17 protein-coding genes are annotated in these 13,696 nt (G+C 73.1%); 12 read left to right on the plus strand and 5 right to left on the minus strand.

The genetic code is table 11. From position 1 onward, the window contains the following. Window positions 1–27: 27 nt before the first annotated feature. Window positions 28–414, minus strand: a complete 387-nt coding sequence (locus ABEB06_RS28240) for an RNA-binding S4 domain-containing protein (protein WP_345699706.1) — start codon at window positions 412–414, stop codon at window positions 28–30. A gap of 68 nt (window positions 415–482) precedes the next feature. On the opposite strand from ABEB06_RS28240, the gene ABEB06_RS28245 reads away from it, so the two are divergent. The 5 genes from ABEB06_RS28245 to ABEB06_RS28265 all read left to right on the plus strand — a co-directional run bounded on the left by ABEB06_RS28245 (window position 483) and on the right by ABEB06_RS28265 (window position 4,488). After that, window positions 483–1,037 carry a PadR family transcriptional regulator gene (locus ABEB06_RS28245; protein WP_345699707.1) on the plus strand — a complete coding sequence of 185 codons (555 nt, stop codon included), beginning with the start codon at window positions 483–485 and terminating at the stop codon, window positions 1,035–1,037. 68 nt (window positions 1,038–1,105) lie between these two features. After that, window positions 1,106–2,287: an LLM class flavin-dependent oxidoreductase gene (locus ABEB06_RS28250; protein WP_345702018.1), complete on the plus strand. Its 1,182-nt coding sequence runs from the start codon at window positions 1,106–1,108 to the stop codon at window positions 2,285–2,287. After that, the gene (locus ABEB06_RS28255; RefSeq protein ID WP_345699708.1) at window positions 2,284–2,907 is read left to right on the plus strand and encodes an FMN reductase; all 624 of its coding nucleotides are present in this window, start codon (window positions 2,284–2,286) and stop codon (window positions 2,905–2,907) included. The genes ABEB06_RS28250 and ABEB06_RS28255 overlap by 4 nt, the downstream gene beginning before the upstream one ends. 100 nt (window positions 2,908–3,007) lie before the next feature. Beyond that, complete coding sequence (locus ABEB06_RS28260; protein WP_345699709.1) at window positions 3,008–3,313, plus strand: GNAT family N-acetyltransferase; 306 nt, start codon at window positions 3,008–3,010, stop codon at window positions 3,311–3,313. A 365-nt stretch (window positions 3,314–3,678) separates the two neighbouring features. Next, entirely contained in the window at window positions 3,679–4,488 is an 810-nt protein-coding gene (locus tag ABEB06_RS28265; protein ID WP_345699710.1) for a DUF1028 domain-containing protein, read from the plus strand. Between the two features lie 104 nt (window positions 4,489–4,592). On the opposite strand, the gene ABEB06_RS28270 is transcribed toward ABEB06_RS28265, so the two are convergent. Then, window positions 4,593–5,555, minus strand: a complete 963-nt coding sequence (locus tag ABEB06_RS28270) for a helix-turn-helix domain-containing protein (protein WP_345699711.1) — start codon at window positions 5,553–5,555, stop codon at window positions 4,593–4,595. 201 nt (window positions 5,556–5,756) lie between these two features. Between ABEB06_RS28270 and ABEB06_RS28275 the strand changes: the two genes are divergently transcribed. Beyond that, window positions 5,757–6,191 carry an ATP-binding protein gene (locus tag ABEB06_RS28275; protein ID WP_345699712.1) on the plus strand — a complete coding sequence of 145 codons (435 nt, stop codon included), beginning with the start codon at window positions 5,757–5,759 and terminating at the stop codon, window positions 6,189–6,191. Window positions 6,192–6,556: 365 nt separating this feature from the next. Here ABEB06_RS28275 and ABEB06_RS28280 read toward each other — a convergent pair whose 3' ends face one another. Further along, a complete protein-coding gene (locus ABEB06_RS28280; protein ID WP_345699713.1) occupies window positions 6,557–7,732 on the minus strand; it encodes an alpha-hydroxy-acid oxidizing protein in 1,176 nt (391 codons plus the stop codon). An 87-nt stretch (window positions 7,733–7,819) separates the two neighbouring features. Here ABEB06_RS28280 and ABEB06_RS28285 point away from each other — a divergent pair, with 87 nt between their 5' ends. Both ABEB06_RS28285 and ABEB06_RS28290 read left to right on the plus strand, forming a co-directional pair. Next, window positions 7,820–8,365: a GNAT family N-acetyltransferase gene (locus tag ABEB06_RS28285; protein WP_345699714.1), complete on the plus strand. Its 546-nt coding sequence runs from the start codon at window positions 7,820–7,822 to the stop codon at window positions 8,363–8,365. Then, entirely contained in the window at window positions 8,365–9,138 is a 774-nt protein-coding gene (locus ABEB06_RS28290; protein WP_345702019.1) for an HAD-IA family hydrolase, read from the plus strand. Before ABEB06_RS28285 ends, ABEB06_RS28290 begins: the two co-directional genes overlap by 1 nt. Before the next feature lie 296 nt (window positions 9,139–9,434). On the opposite strand, the gene ABEB06_RS28295 is transcribed toward ABEB06_RS28290, so the two are convergent. Beyond that, the gene (locus ABEB06_RS28295) at window positions 9,435–9,839 is read right to left on the minus strand and encodes a GNAT family N-acetyltransferase (protein WP_345699715.1); all 405 of its coding nucleotides are present in this window, start codon (window positions 9,837–9,839) and stop codon (window positions 9,435–9,437) included. Window positions 9,840–9,933: 94 nt separating this feature from the next. On the opposite strand from ABEB06_RS28295, the gene ABEB06_RS28300 reads away from it, so the two are divergent. From ABEB06_RS28300 to ABEB06_RS28315, 4 genes are all read left to right on the plus strand, one after another. Further along, complete coding sequence (locus tag ABEB06_RS28300; protein WP_345699716.1) at window positions 9,934–10,845, plus strand: helix-turn-helix transcriptional regulator; 912 nt, start codon at window positions 9,934–9,936, stop codon at window positions 10,843–10,845. Between the two features lie 62 nt (window positions 10,846–10,907). Then, window positions 10,908–11,186: a sigma-70 family RNA polymerase sigma factor family protein gene (locus tag ABEB06_RS28305; protein ID WP_345699717.1), complete on the plus strand. Its 279-nt coding sequence runs from the start codon at window positions 10,908–10,910 to the stop codon at window positions 11,184–11,186. A 230-nt stretch (window positions 11,187–11,416) separates the two neighbouring features. Further along, window positions 11,417–11,842, plus strand: coding sequence for an acyl-CoA thioesterase (locus ABEB06_RS28310; protein WP_345699718.1), 426 nt, complete (start codon window positions 11,417–11,419; stop codon window positions 11,840–11,842). 160 nt (window positions 11,843–12,002) lie between these two features. Then, window positions 12,003–13,205, plus strand: coding sequence for a YncE family protein (locus tag ABEB06_RS28315; RefSeq protein WP_425559808.1), 1,203 nt, complete (start codon window positions 12,003–12,005; stop codon window positions 13,203–13,205). On the opposite strand, the gene ABEB06_RS28320 is transcribed toward ABEB06_RS28315, so the two are convergent. After that, window positions 13,202–13,639 (minus strand): HIT family protein, encoded by a 438-nt coding sequence (locus ABEB06_RS28320; protein WP_345699719.1) that lies wholly within the window; start codon window positions 13,637–13,639, stop codon window positions 13,202–13,204. The genes ABEB06_RS28315 and ABEB06_RS28320 overlap by 4 nt on opposite strands. Window positions 13,640–13,696 lie beyond the last annotated feature (57 nt).

Consider the following 13,696-nt stretch of genomic DNA (forward strand, 5'->3'; position numbering starts at 1 on the left):
TCCTGCCGTCCGTGTCCCGCCGTCCGCTCAGGACGGGCGCAGTCCGTGCAGGCGCTCCAGGTCGCGGCGGTCACGCTTGGTCGGGCGGCCCGTACCCCGGTCGCGCAGACCGGCCACCGCCGGTACCTCGGTGCGGGGCGGCCGCGGCGGGCTCTGGTCGACGAAGCACTCGGCGGCAACCGGCGGGCCGACCCGCTTGCTGATCACCCGGGTCACCTCGACCACCCGCTCCCAGCCCTCGACCCGGACCCGTACCTCGTCCCCGGGCTTGACGTGCTGCGCGGGCTTCGCCCGGTCACCGTTCACCTTCACGTGCCCGCCGCGGCACGCCGCCCCGGCCGCCGATCGCGTCTTGATCAGCCGCACCGCCCAGATCCAACTGTCGACCCGCGCCGTGGTCTCGTCCGTAGCCATGACCCGACTCTACGACCCCGTGGCGGCGCCACCCGGCCGGTCGGGGCGGCGGGCCTAGGATCGGTCGCATGTCGCTGCCGCACGCCATCCTGACCGCCCTGCTGGAGAAGCCGTCCTCGGGCCTGGAGCTGACGCGGCGGTTCGACAAGTCGATCGGCTTCTTCTGGTCGGCCACCCACCAGCAGATCTACCGTGAGCTGGGCCGGCTGGAGCAGACCGGCCTGATCCGCGCGCTCCCGCAGGCGGCGGACGCCCGCGGCCCGCGCAAGGAGTACGAGGTGCTGCCCGCCGGCCGTGAGGCGCTGGCGGCGTGGGTGGGGGAGCGGCAGGAGCCCAAGCCGATCCGGGACCCGCTGCTGTTGCGGCTGCGCGCCGCCGCCGTGGTGGGTGCCGACGGGCTCGGTGCGGAGCTGGGCCGCCACCTGGAACTGCACCGGCGCCAGCTCGCCGAGTACCGGGAGATCGAGGCCCGCGACTTCCCGCCGGAACGTGCCGGGGAGGAGAACGCCCTGCACCACCTGGTCCTGCAGGGCGGTATCCAGCTGGAGTCGTTCTGGACCGAGTGGCTGGCCCAGGCGGTCGCCACCCTCGGCTCCGGGACCGCCTCCGACCTCAGGGAATAGTGCTGGCACCGACCCCGTTCTGCATGGTTGAATATTGAATCAACCAGGAGGAGCTGAGAGCGGTGACGGTGCAGTTCGGGATCTTCAGCGTCGGCGACGTGACCACCGACCCCACCACCGGTCGGACCCCGACCGAGCACGAGCGGATCAAGGCGATGGTGGCCATCGCCCTCAAGGCCGAGGAGGTCGGCCTCGACGTCTTCGCCACCGGCGAGCACCACAACCCGCCGTTCGTGCCGTCCTCGCCCACCACCATGCTCGGGTACATCGCCGCCCGCACCGAGCGCCTGATCCTCTCCACCTCCACCACCCTGATCACCACCAACGACCCGGTGAAGATCGCCGAGGACTTCGCGATGCTCCAGCACCTCGCCGAGGGCCGGGTCGACGTGATGATGGGCCGCGGGAACACCGGCCCCGTCTACCCGTGGTTCGGGCAGGACATCCGCCAGGGCATCCCGCTCGCGATCGAGAACTACGCGCTGCTGCACCAGCTGTGGCGCGAGGAGAACGTCGACTGGCGGGGCCGCTTCCGCACGCCCCTGCAGTCCTTCACCTCCACCCCGCGCCCGCTCGACGACACCCCGCCGTTCGTCTGGCACGGCTCGATCCGCTCGCCGGAGATCGCCGAGCAGGCCGCGTACTACGGTGACGGCTTCTTCGCCAACAACATCTTCTGGCCCAAGGAGCACTTCCAGAAGCTGATCGAGCTGTACCGCGAGCGGTACGCCCACTACGGCCACGGCACGCCCGAGCAGGCGATCGTCGGCCTCGGAGGCCAGGTGTTCATGCGCAAGAACTCGCAGGACGCGGTGCGCGAGTTCCGTCCCTACTTCGACAACGCCCCCGTCTACGGCCACGGGCCCTCGCTGGAGGAGTTCACCGACCAGACCCCGCTCACCGTCGGCAGCCCGCAGGAGGTCATCGAGAAGACGCTGACCTTCCGCGAGTCCTTCGGCGACTACCAGCGCCAGCTGTTCCTGATGGACCACGCCGGCCTGCCGCTGAAGACGGTGCTCGAGCAGCTGGACCTGCTCGGTGAGGAGGTCGTGCCGGTGCTGCGCCAGGAGTTCGCCAAGAACCGCCCGGCCGAGGTGCCCGACGGCCCGACCCACGCTGCCCGCCTTGCCGCGACGCGTACCGGCTCGGCCGCCTCGGCCGGTGAGGCCGTTGCCGAGTCCGCGGCTGGGTCGGTTGCCGGGTCGGTTGCCGGGTCGGTCGCTGCTGGAGCGGCGGAGGTGGCGAAGTGAGCGCGCTGAAGCTGGCGGTGGTGACGGCCGGGTTGTCCGTCCCGTCCTCCACCCGGCTGCTGGCCGACCGCCTGTCCGACGCCGTCGCGCGCGAACTGCGCGACGGCGGCCGGGAGGTGGAGGTCACCGTGGTCGAACTCCGCGACCTCGCCCGAGACATCGCCGACAACCTGGTGACCGGCTTCCCCGGCCCGGCGCTGCGCCGCGCGATCGAGGCGGTGGAACGGGCGGACGGTGTGATCGCCGTCTCGCCGATCTTCAGCGCCTCGTACAGCGGCCTGTTCAAGTCCTTCGTCGACGTGCTCGACCGGGACGCGCTGACCGGCACCCCGGTGCTGATCGCCGCGACCGGCGGCACCGCCCGCCACTCGCTCGCCCTGGAGCACGCGATGCGGCCGCTCTTCGCGTACCTGCGGTCAGTGGTCGCGCCGACGGCCGTGTACGCGGCGTCCGAGGACTGGGGCTCGGCCGGCACCGCGGACGGCGGGCTGGCCGCCCGGATCGCCCGGGCGGCGGGCGAACTCGCCGAGCTGATGGCCCACCGGCCGCAGACGTCCGGCCGGGTCACCGAGACGGTGGTCCCGTTCGAGCAGCAGCTGGCCGCCCTGCGGAACGGCTGAACCACCCCGACGGCCGTCGACCGACAGCCGTCGACCGGCGGCCGTCGGGCGTCACCGTCCGGCGGAACACCGAGCCCGAACCACCCACCGAGGAGCACAGATGGAACCCCGCGTCAGCGACAACCCGGAGCTGTCCCGCTTCGAGATCCACACCGACGAAGGCCTGGCTGGCTTCGCCGAGTACCACCTCTCCGAGGGGGAACTGGCGTTCATCCACACCGAGATCGACCCGCAGTTCGAGGGCCGCGGACTCGGTGGGCGGCTCGCCCGCGCCGCCCTGGACGCCGCCCGCGAACGCGGCCTCGCCGTGCTTCCGTACTGCCCGTTCATCCGCGCCTGGATCGGCAAGCACCCCGAGTACACCGACCTGGTGCCGGCCGATCGGCGCGGCCGATTCGGCTTCTGAGCAAGGATGTTGACCCGGTGCCGGTGCTGCGGCCGGCAGCCGCAGCGGCGGTGGCGGCGAGGCCGAGTCGGCTTCGGTCCGGACGCGGATCGGTGTCGGCCGGGAGGCGGCCGCGCATCGACGTGCTGGCGACCGGAGCTGACCCCGTGTCGACCCCGTACGCCGGTCCTGGATCCGACCCGGTGGCAACCCGGTGCCGTGCCCGCATCCGGCCCGCGTCGGTCCCGGATCAAGTCCTGATCCGGTGCCGAACCGGACCGGATGCGGCCCGGATTCGACCCCGTGCAGGCCCGCTCGGCCCATCCGGTGGACCGCCCGGCGCGTGACATGGACGCCACGCGCCGGGCGGACTAGTGTCGACCGACGTGACCTTCTCCATCGTGGCGCGTTCCGGCCCGGCCTTCGGGATCGCCGTGGCCAGCAAGTTCCTCGCCGTCGGCGCGGTGGTACCGGCCGCCGGAGCGGCCGTCGGCGCCCTCGCGACCCAGGCGTGGGCCAATGTCGCCTACCGCGAACAGGGCCTGGCGATGCTGCGCACCGGAGTCGAACCGGACGCGGTGGTCGCCGCCCTGACCGCCGCCGACCCGAAGAGCGCCCACCGCCAGCTCGGTGTGGTCGGCCCCGAGGGCGCGGGCGCCTCCTTCACCGGTGCGGAGTGCCTCGACTGGGCGGGCGGCGCCGCCGGCCACGGCTACGCGATCCAGGGCAACCTGCTGGTCGGGCCCGAGGTCGTCCGCGATGCCGAGGCGGTCTGGCTGGCCTCCGCCGAACTCCCCTTCGCCGACCGCCTGGTGGCCGCCCTCGCCGCCGGCGACGCGGCCGGCGGCGACCGCCGTGGTCGACAGAGCGCCGCCCTGTACATCGTCGACCCCGGCCGCGGCGTCGGTGGCTACGGCGACGTCGCGTACGACCTGCGGGTCGACGACCACACCGACCCGATCGCCGAACTGCGCCGGCTGCTCGCCGTCCACGAGATCCTGCACGGCACCCCCGACCCGGCCACCCTGCTCGACCTCACCGGCGAGCTCGCCGCCGAGGTCCGCGCGCTGCTGTCCGGCCTCGGCTACGACTCGCTGGACACCTGGGCTGGCGTGGAGAACCTCGAAGGCCGGCTGGTCGCTGACCGGATCGACCCGCTCGTCCTCGCCCACCTGCGGGCCGTCTCCGCGAAGTGACCGCGGTCCGGCCGCCGGCCGCGCCCGGCCGCCCCGCCCTGGCGTAGCGCCCTACCCGGGTGTGGTGCTCCGCCCGACGTCGCCGCTCCGCCCCGCATCGCGGCTCAGAGCCAGCCGCGGCGGGCGGCCTGGAGACCGGCCTGGAAGCGGGTCTGGGAGTCCAGGACGTTCAGGATGTGGCTGATCCGGCGGGTCATGGTGCGCTGGGTGATGCCGAGGCTGCGGACGATCGCGGCGTCCTTCATCCCGCTGGCCATCATCGCCAGCAGTTCCCGGTCGCGTTCGTCGAGCTCTCCGGTCTGCTGACCGACGCCGAGCGGCGTCGCCCGCTCCCAGAGCAGGTCGAAGCAGGTCACCAGCGCCGTCAGCAGCGGCGAGGGCCGCACCCACAGCGCGGCGGTGGACTCGGTGGCCTCGAAGCTGAGCGGGATCATCGCGTAGCGGCGGTCCGCGACCAGCATCTTCATCCGCACCGACGGCAGGCTCCTGGCCTGCTCGCCCGCCGCGATGCACTCCATCACGAAGCCCATCCGGGCGGCGCCCTCCAGCCCGGGGGCGTCGTACAGCGCCCGGTAGACGACACCGCGCTCGAGGAGCTGGAACTCCATCGGATTGGCGGTCGGGTCGTCGAAGTACGGCGGACAGTCGATGATCAGGATCTCCTGCTGGGCGCCGAGCTGGAGCTGCTCGGCGCGGTGCCGCATGGCTTCCTGGCCCTCGATCAGCTCGACCAGCTCGGCGGACTTGGAGCTGTCCAACTTCTGGAACTTGTGCGCGAGTTCGCGGATCCGGCTGCGCAGCAGGTCCATCTCGTGCTGGCGCTGCGCGGCGAGCGCGTCGACCGCGACCTCGGGTGGCGCGGCGGTGTACCGGACCGGTGACCCGGCGAGCCGGGTGACCAGGCCGGTGGTGACGAGACGGCCGAGCGCCGTGCGGATGCCCGCCGGGGTGGAGCTGAGCGCCTCGGCGAGCTGGGCGGTGGTGGAGCGGGGTGCGGACAGCACGTGGAGGTAGAGCGCACTCTCCGTCGCGCCCAGCCCGACCGGCTCCAGGAGGTCGTCCGACATACGGCCAGAATAGGGATCTTCCGCTGGCGACTTGTGGCCATTGTCCACCATTCGCCGCAGCAGATCCGGCCATTCGGCCTTACGGTACAAGTCATCGGCAGTCTGTCCGCCGCTCCGGGCGGGGCAGGGTGGCCGAGCCCCACCGCGGCCGGACGACGGCACCCCACCCCGTGGTCGACCGCCCCGCTTGAAGGGACCGACATGGCTGTCGCGGACCTGCCCCAGACCGTGCGGTACGGCCTGAGCCTCCCCACCGTGCCCGCGTCCGTGCCGGAGGCACGACGCCGGGTGCGCGCCGAACTGGGCGCGCACGGCATCGGACCGGACCACCCGCTGACCGACACGGTGCTGCTGGTCGTGAGCGAGCTGGTGACCAATGCTGTCCGGCACGCCGCCGAGCACTCGCCGAGCACCGCCCTCGGCCTGACCGTGGGGCCGGACGAACTCGTGGTGAGCGTGCACGACCGGCATCCGCACTGCCCGCAGGCGCTGGCCGTGCCGCACCAGGACGGCAGCGGCGGCTGGGGTCTCGGGCTGGTCGCGGAGCTGGCGGAGGCGTTTGGCGGCGGCATGGACTCGCACGCCGACCCGGACGGGGGCGGAAAGACCATGGTGGTCCGGCTCCCGCTGGGGTAGCGCCGCGGCGCTGCGGTTCAGCGCTACGGCTCGGTGCTGCGGTTCAGCGCTGCGGCCCGGTGCTGCGGCCCGGCGCCGTGGCAGCGGCCGCGGGCGCCGTCGAGCCCGTGGCGCGGCGCCGGGTGTCCCTGGCAGCGGTGTGGCGCGTCTGGCCGGGCCGGGCGCGCCCACGGTGGTGTCGGTCGATCGGTCTCGGTGGCGGGGCCGGCACCGTGGACCGGCGGGCGCCGGGTGGGAAGACGATCTCGACCCCGCGCCCACCACTCTGCTGCATCTAGCTCTTTATTGCAACTAGCTCGCAATAAGACTTCCAGTGCCCCCTCAGTGCTGTGCAGTGCCTCGCGCTCCCTTGCCCGGCTCGTCACTCAGAGCCGCCGCAGCGCTCCCTCCGCCCGCAGTGTTGCGATCGACGGGTAGCCGTCCACCGCCATCAGCAGGTCCGCCTCGGCCAGCAGCGAGCGCAGCACGTGTACCGCGCCGTCCGTCCCGCCCAGGGCGAGCCCGTACACGTAGGGGCGCCCGATCGCGACGGCCGTGGCGCCGAGTGCCAGCGCCTTCACCGCGTCCGCGCCGCTGCGCACCCCGGAGTCGAACAGCACCGGCAGCCCGTCCGCCGCCTCCACCACCTCGGGCAGCGACTCCAGCGCGGGCAGCCCGCCGTTGGCCTGCCGGCCGCCGTGGTTGGAGCAGTAGATGCCGTCCGCGCCGCCGTCCCGCGCCCGCCGGACGTCCTCCGGGTGGCAGATGCCCTTGAGGATCAGCGGCAGTGAGGTCAGCGACCGCAGCCACGCCAGGTCGTCCCAGGTCAACGGGCTGGGGAAGACCTGGGTCCACTCCATGACCGCCTGCCGTGGATCGCCGTCCGGGTCGACGCCGGCGGCGGCCAGCCGGGCCCGGAACACCGGGTCGGAGGTGTAGTTGGCCAGGCAGTGCCCGCGCAGCTGCGGGAAGTTGCCGGTGGCCAGGTCGCGCGGACGCCAGCCGGTCACCCAGGTGTCCAGGGTGACCACGATGCCCCGGTAGCCGGCCTGCTCGGCCCGGTGCACCAGGCTCTCGGCCAGCGCCCGGTCGTTCGGCGGGTACAGCTGGAAGAACCCGGGAGTGTCGCCGAACTCCGCGGCCACCTGCTCCAGCGGGTCCACCGAGAGGGTGGAGGCGATCATCGGCACGCCGGTGCGGGCGGCGGCGCGGGCCGTCGCCAGGTCGCCGTGACCGTCCGGTGCGCACAGCCCGAGCACCCCGACGGGTGCCAGCAGCAGCGGCGTCGGCAGCGACAGTCCGAACAGCTCCACGCCCAGGTCGCGCTGCGCCGCGCCGACCATCATCCGGGGGACCAGCCCCCAGCGCTCGAACGCCGCAGCGTTGGCCCGCTGGGTGTGTTCGTCGCCGGCGCCGCCCGCCACGTACGACCACACCGAAGGCGGCAGCGCGGCCGCGGCCCGCTCCGCCAGCTCGGCGAAGGCCATCGGGTACTTCGGCTGGACGCCGAACAGGCCCTCGAAGTAGATCTCGTTCTGGAAATCGCCGAACTGTGGCCCCATCGCCGCTCCCTCCGCCTGCGGACGCCCACCGTCCCCCGCCGCGAACCTACCGTCAAGTAGCGGACGGCATTCGCGTACGGTCTGGGCATGAGGGAGATCGCCAACCATCCTGTCCTGACCACCGAACGGCTTCGGCTGCGCCCGCTGACCAGCGCCGACACCGAGTGGTGGGTCCGCCTGCACGCCGACCCGGAGGTCAACCGCTTCGTCGGCGCCTACACCGAGGAGCAGGCCGCCGACCGGCTGCGGGCCATCGAGCAGCAGTGGACGGAGCGCGGCCACGGCCTCTGCGCGGTGGAACTCCGCGACACCGGCGAGGCGATCGGGCGCTGCGGACTCAACTGGTGGGCGCAGTACCAGGAGACCGAGGCCGGCTGGACCTTTGCCCGCGCCCACTGGGGCCGCGGCTACGCGACCGAGGCGGCGAGCGCCGTGCTCGACTGGGGCTTCGGCGCCCTCGGACTGGCGCGGATCACCGCCATGATCGCTCCCGGCAACGCGCCCTCCGCCGCCGTGGCGGCGCGACTCGGGTTCTCCCCGCTCCGCGAGGACACGTTGTCCGGCAAGCCGGTCACCGTTCACGCCCTCGACCGGGAGGGGTGGAACGGCACGACGGTAGGCTCGACGGCGTGATCAAAGGTGTGATGTTCGACTTCTCCGGCACGCTGTTCAGGATCGACTCGACCGCGCGCTGGCTGGACGGCTACCTCGCCGCGACGGCCCTCGTCCTCGATGCTGCCGAGCGCGCGGAACTGGTCGCCCGGCTGGAGGAGTTCGGTGCGCTTCCGGGTGGTGTCCCGCCGCGCACCCTGCCCGCCGAGCTGGCCGACGCATGGGCGATCCGGGACCTCGGTGCCGCCGAACACCGCACCGCCTACGCCGGGTTGGCCCGCGCCGCGCTCGCCGGGGCCGCGGAGCCGCCCACCGCCGTGGACGCGGACGTTTCCGTCGTGGCCGCCTTCGATGCGGCCGCCTCTGATGTGGCTGCCGTGGCTGCCGTCGACGCGGACGCGCTCTACGACCGGCACATGGACCCTGACGCCTGGCAGCCCTACGCGGACGCCGGACCCGTCCTGCGCGAACTCCGCCGCCGCGGCATCCCGGTCGCCGTGGTCAGCAACATCGGCTGGGACCTGCGTCCGATCTTCCGCCGCCACGGGCTCGACGAGTTCGTGGACGTGTACCTCCTCTCCTTCGAGTTCGGGGCGCAGAAGCCCGAGCCGACGATCTTCCAGGAGGCGTGCGACCGCCTCGGCCTGGCTCCCGCCGACGTCCTGATGGTCGGCGACGACGTCCCCGCCGACGGCGCGGCCGCCGCCCTCGGCTGCGCCTTCCACCGGGTCGACCACCTGCCTGTCGAGCAGCGACCGGACGGGCTGCGCCCGGTGCTCGACCTCCTCGGCTGACCGACCGTCGCGTTGTGCGGTCACGGTGCGGGCCGGGGCCGTGGTCGTGGCCGTCGTTGTGACCGTCGTCGTGGTCGGGGCCGGGGAGGTCGGGGCTGGAGCTGCAGCCGGGAGCGGGGGCGTGCTGCGGTGTGGCGCGGATGGCGGCGGTAGCTGTCGGACGGTGGTGGTGCCGGTCGGTTTGGGGTACCAGGTCGGCCCAGGGTGCCGGTCGGTCCGGGGTTCCGAGCCGTCCGGGGTCCCGATCGGCCGGCGGCGACTGCCGCCCGTGGGCGCCTGCCGGGCGGGGGTGCCAGTCAGTCGGTCAGACGGAGCAGCCCGGCCGCTGTCGTCCGGAACCCGCACTCGGTGAGATAGAACGCCGACAGCTCCGGCTCGAAGTCCACGTGCAGCCACTCGCATCCGGCCGCACGGGCCTCCCGCGCCGCCTCCGCGACCAGTCGGGAGCCGATCCCACCGCGCTGGGCATCCGGTGACACCACCGTGTCCAGCAGGAAGGCGTGCCGCCCGCCGTCCCAGGCCACGTTGACGAACCCGATCAGGCGCCCGCCGGCCTCCCGGGCGCACACCCAGCCGAGGCTGTGCCGCCGCACCTGCTCGCCCCACCCGTGGCCGGTCGGCCGGTAGCCGAAGCCGGCCGCGTGCAGCTCGCCCAACTCCCCGTCCGTGAACCCGTCGCGCCACTCGTACGTGATCACCATGCGGCGATGGTACTGACGCACGGAACCCGCGGCGGTACGGGCGCGCGCCGGAGAGGGCCGGCGGAGAGGTAGCCTGGCAGCGGATGTGGTGAGAATGCGACAGGCTCAGCAGCGGACCCGCGGACCGGAGATTCCGGAAGTCCCGTTCGCCGCTCCGCCCGGCACCCCGGCGGGCGTCGAGGTGATGACCCTGGCCGAGCTGCGCCGACGCCACCCCGGAGACGCCTTCTTCCGGCCTCAGCGGCCTGCCTTCCACCATCTGCTCACGCTGGACACCGGCAGGCTGTGCCACACCGTCGACTTCACCGGCTACACGCTCGAACCCGGCACGTGGCTGTGGGTGCGGCCCGGTCAGGTCCAGCAGTGGGGCGGGCTCACCGGGGCCGAGGGGACGCTGGTGCTGTTCGAACCGGGCTTCCCCGACCCCGCGACGGTTGCCGCCGCTCGGCTCGACGATCCGTTCGCGCCCGCCGTGCAGCAGCCGTGCGGTGAGGACCGGGAAGCCCTCGACGGCGCCGTCCGCCACCTGCACCGAGAGTTCGACTCCGGCGGGGCGCTGCCCGCCGATGTCCACCTCGCGCTGCTGCGGCACCTGCTTGCCGCCGTCGTGCTGCGTCTCGCCCATCTCACGGCGCCGGCCGGGGCCGGGGCCGTCGAGCCGGGGGAGACGTACCTGCGGTTCCGCCAAGCCGTGGAACGCGACTACACCCGTACCCGTCGGGTCGAGGACTACGCACGGGCCCTCGGCTACTCGCCGCGCACGCTCTCCCGGGCAACCCTGGCGGCGGCCGGGGTCGGCGCGAAGGAGTTCGTCGACCGCCGGGTGATCCTGGAGGCCAAGCGCCTGCTGGCGCACAGCGACCGCTCCGCCGCCCGGATCGCCGAGCACCTCGGCTTCGCGGACGCCGCCAACTTCGCCAAGTACTTCCATCAACGGACTGGCACCTCCCCGATCGCATTTCGTACTGCCGTCACATCTGCCGGTTCCACTCCGTCGCCCCGGTGACGGACCGACCAGCTGTCGGCCGGCCGGCCCTGGTGCCGTACCGACCACGAGGAGAGCGGGCGATGGCCGAGCAGCAGTCCCAGCCCTCCGCGGGGCGCCCCGGTGCGTCACCCGGTGCCGGCCCCTCGCGGGTGGTTCGTGGCGCCGAGACGGTCGCGCGCGAAGCGCTTGCCCTCGTCGGGCTCGTCGACGGCTCCTGCCGCATCCTGATCAACGGTGAGCCCGGTCTCCTGGCCGCTCCGAACGGTCACCCGCAAGCCGTCGTGAGCCTGACTGTCCGGGGCGGTCGGATCGTCGAGATCAATGTGATGGCCGACCCCTCCCCTCCGCGGCCTTCCTGATGCATGCGGCTTCCCTGATGCACGCGCCCTCCTCGACGCCCGTGGCCTCCTCGACGCCCACGGCCTCTCCGATACCGGCGCCCTTCCTGACGGGTGCGACCTCCCCGACGGCCCCGATCTCCCGGTCGAGGCCGACATTCCTGACGGGCCCGCAGGTCGGGTCTGCACCCCGGGCGCCACGTGACACCGGACACGGCGCTGACGGACCGTCGGGAGTAGCGTGCCGAGACATGAGCGACGAGGCATTCTCCGTACGGATCACCGTCCGCGGGTACGAGACCGACACCCAGGGCCACCTCAACCAGGCCGTTTACCTCCAGTACGCCGAGCACGCCCGCTGGGAGCACCTCCAGGCGGCGGGCATCCGCCAGGCCGACCTCCTCTCCAAGGGCGTGGGACCGGTTGTCCTGGAGACCACCATCAAGTACCGCCGCGAGCTGCGCGCCGGCGACGAGGTGGATGTGAGTTGTGCCTTCATCTGGGCGGAGGGGAAGACCTTCCGCCTGGAGCAGCGGATCACCCGCACCGACGGTGTGCTCGCTGCCGAGTTCGACGTGGTCGGAGGCATCCTGGACCTCAACGCCCGCCGTCTGGTCGCCGACCCCCGCGAACCGCTGCGCGCCCTTGCCTCGGACCCCGTGTTGCTCGGCCTCTAGACCATCTCGCATCCGGGCGGGCCCGCGCGTCCACCGATCGGTTGACACGGGTGTCGACCGATCCGGGAGCGCAACGGAGCCGGTCCGTCGATGTGGAGGCACCGGCCGTCGGACCAGGATGGTGGCACCAACCGAGGAGAAGCCCGGAGGTGTCCAGATGATGCGCAAGCGGTCCGCCCCCAGTGAGCCCCGCCCCCGCCCCCGCCCCCGTGTGCTTCGCGCCTTGATCGTCCCCGTCGCGGCCGTGGCCGGCCTCGTCACCGCCTGTGCACCCGGCCCGGCCGCCTCGCCCTCGGCGGCGTCCCCGCCCTCCACCACCGCTGCCCCGCCCTCGACCTCTCCCGCCGGAGCGACCTCCCCCACCGCGCCGGCCACCCCTGCCGCACCGACCCCGACCGGCACGTTCCTGGTGACCGACTTCGGTGCGGACACGGTGACCTTCGTCGACCCGCAACGCGGCGCCATCGGCTCCGTCGAGGTCGGCACCGCCCCCTACGGTCTGGCGGTCGACGGCGCGGGCCGTGCCTGGGTCGCCACCGCCGAGGGTGTCGCCGTCGTCGACACCGCGTCCCGCACCCGACTCGACCTGATTCCGTACCGGACGGCGACCGGCCGCGTCACCACCGGTGAGTACCGCGGCGGGGGCATGGGCATAGCGCTCTCCCCGGACGGCCGCCGCGCCTATGTGGGGGTGAACGTGCCCGGTGGCGACGGCGTCCTGGAGGTCGTCGACACTGCGGCACGCAAGGTGACCGACACCGTCCCGGTCGGCCGCCGCCCCTTCGACGTGGACGTCTCGCCGGACGGCGCCACGGTCTACGCCACCGACCATGACTCCTTCGACGTCACCGCGGTCCCCACCGCCACACTCGTTCCCAGGCGGATCGAAGTCGCCCCGTACGGCACGGAGGGCGGCCTCGGGTCCTGGCTCAAGCCGCACTACACCGCCGTCCGTCCTTCCGACGGCAGACTGCTGCTCCCGTTCGAGGGGGAGCGGCTGGCCGTCGTCGACCCCGCCACCGGCCGCACCACCATCGAGCCGATGACCGCCCACACCCACCAGCACGGCGCCACTCTCGCCCCCGACGGACGCCTCCTCGTCGTGGGCACCGGGCCGATCGACCCCGCCACCGACGCCGGCCCCTCGTTGACCGTCCGCAATCCCGACGGCACCGAGCGGCTCTACCCCCTCGACGGCCCCCACGAGACCGTCACCACCAGCCCTGACGGCCGCACCGCCTACGTCACCGGCGGCTTCACCCGCGACGGCTACTGGAACGGCCTCACCGTCATCGACCTCGCCAGCGGCGACACCCATCGCCTCCCCGCCGGCACCCGGCCCCTGTCCATAGCCGTCCTCTAACTCTCCGACCGGAGCGCTTCGCGGATCCGTGCGGCAGTGTCGGCGGCCTGGGCGTCGTCGCCGTAGCGGGTGCGCGGCCAGAAGAACCCCCGCAGGCCGTCCTTGCGGTTGCGCGGCACCACATGGACGTGGAGGTGGGGCACGGACTGGCTGACCCGGTTGTTGGCGGCGACGAAGCTGCCTGCCGCCGCCATCCCGGCCTCGACCGCTGCCGTGACCTCGCGGACCCGTTCGAAGAACGGGCCGACCAGGTCCTCCGGCAGATCGGTGAGGGTCTCCACGTGCGTCCGGGGTACGACCAGCACGTGCCCGTGGAAGAGCGGCCGGTGGTCGAGGAACGCCACCGCCACCTCGTCCTCGAGCACCAGGTGCACCGGCACCTCCCCGGTGATCACCTGGCAGAACAGACACTCCGGACGGCCCTGGCGCTCCATCCCCTCATTGTGAGCAGATGTCCCCGACTCGGCGCCTCCGGCTCACCGTCCCGGCCT

The sequence above is a fragment of the Kitasatospora terrestris genome (assembly GCF_039542905.1).
In the GTDB taxonomy this organism is placed as follows: Bacteria; Actinomycetota; Actinomycetes; order Streptomycetales; family Streptomycetaceae; genus Kitasatospora; species Kitasatospora terrestris.

What these genes read in the sequence shown, in the direction of transcription:
- ABEB06_RS28240 (WP_345699706.1), bottom strand. Translation starts at nt 414, where the DNA reads ATGGCTACGGACGAGACCACGGCGCGGGTCGACAGTTGGATCTGGGCG.
- ABEB06_RS28245 (WP_345699707.1), top strand. Translation starts at nt 483, where the DNA reads ATGTCGCTGCCGCACGCCATCCTGACCGCCCTGCTGGAGAAGCCGTCC.
- ABEB06_RS28260 (WP_345699709.1), top strand. Translation starts at nt 3,008, where the DNA reads ATGGAACCCCGCGTCAGCGACAACCCGGAGCTGTCCCGCTTCGAGATC.
- ABEB06_RS28270 (WP_345699711.1), bottom strand. Translation starts at nt 5,555, where the DNA reads ATGTCGGACGACCTCCTGGAGCCGGTCGGGCTGGGCGCGACGGAGAGT.
- ABEB06_RS28275 (WP_345699712.1), top strand. Translation starts at nt 5,757, where the DNA reads ATGGCTGTCGCGGACCTGCCCCAGACCGTGCGGTACGGCCTGAGCCTC.
- ABEB06_RS28280 (WP_345699713.1), bottom strand. Translation starts at nt 7,732, where the DNA reads ATGGGGCCACAGTTCGGCGATTTCCAGAACGAGATCTACTTCGAGGGC.
- ABEB06_RS28285 (WP_345699714.1), top strand. Translation starts at nt 7,820, where the DNA reads ATGAGGGAGATCGCCAACCATCCTGTCCTGACCACCGAACGGCTTCGG.
- ABEB06_RS28295 (WP_345699715.1), bottom strand. Translation starts at nt 9,839, where the DNA reads ATGGTGATCACGTACGAGTGGCGCGACGGGTTCACGGACGGGGAGTTG.
- ABEB06_RS28300 (WP_345699716.1), top strand. Translation starts at nt 9,934, where the DNA reads ATGCGACAGGCTCAGCAGCGGACCCGCGGACCGGAGATTCCGGAAGTC.
- ABEB06_RS28305 (WP_345699717.1), top strand. Translation starts at nt 10,908, where the DNA reads ATGGCCGAGCAGCAGTCCCAGCCCTCCGCGGGGCGCCCCGGTGCGTCA.
- ABEB06_RS28310 (WP_345699718.1), top strand. Translation starts at nt 11,417, where the DNA reads ATGAGCGACGAGGCATTCTCCGTACGGATCACCGTCCGCGGGTACGAG.
- ABEB06_RS28315 (WP_425559808.1), top strand. Translation starts at nt 12,003, where the DNA reads ATGCGCAAGCGGTCCGCCCCCAGTGAGCCCCGCCCCCGCCCCCGCCCC.
- ABEB06_RS28320 (WP_345699719.1), bottom strand. Translation starts at nt 13,639, where the DNA reads ATGGAGCGCCAGGGCCGTCCGGAGTGTCTGTTCTGCCAGGTGATCACC.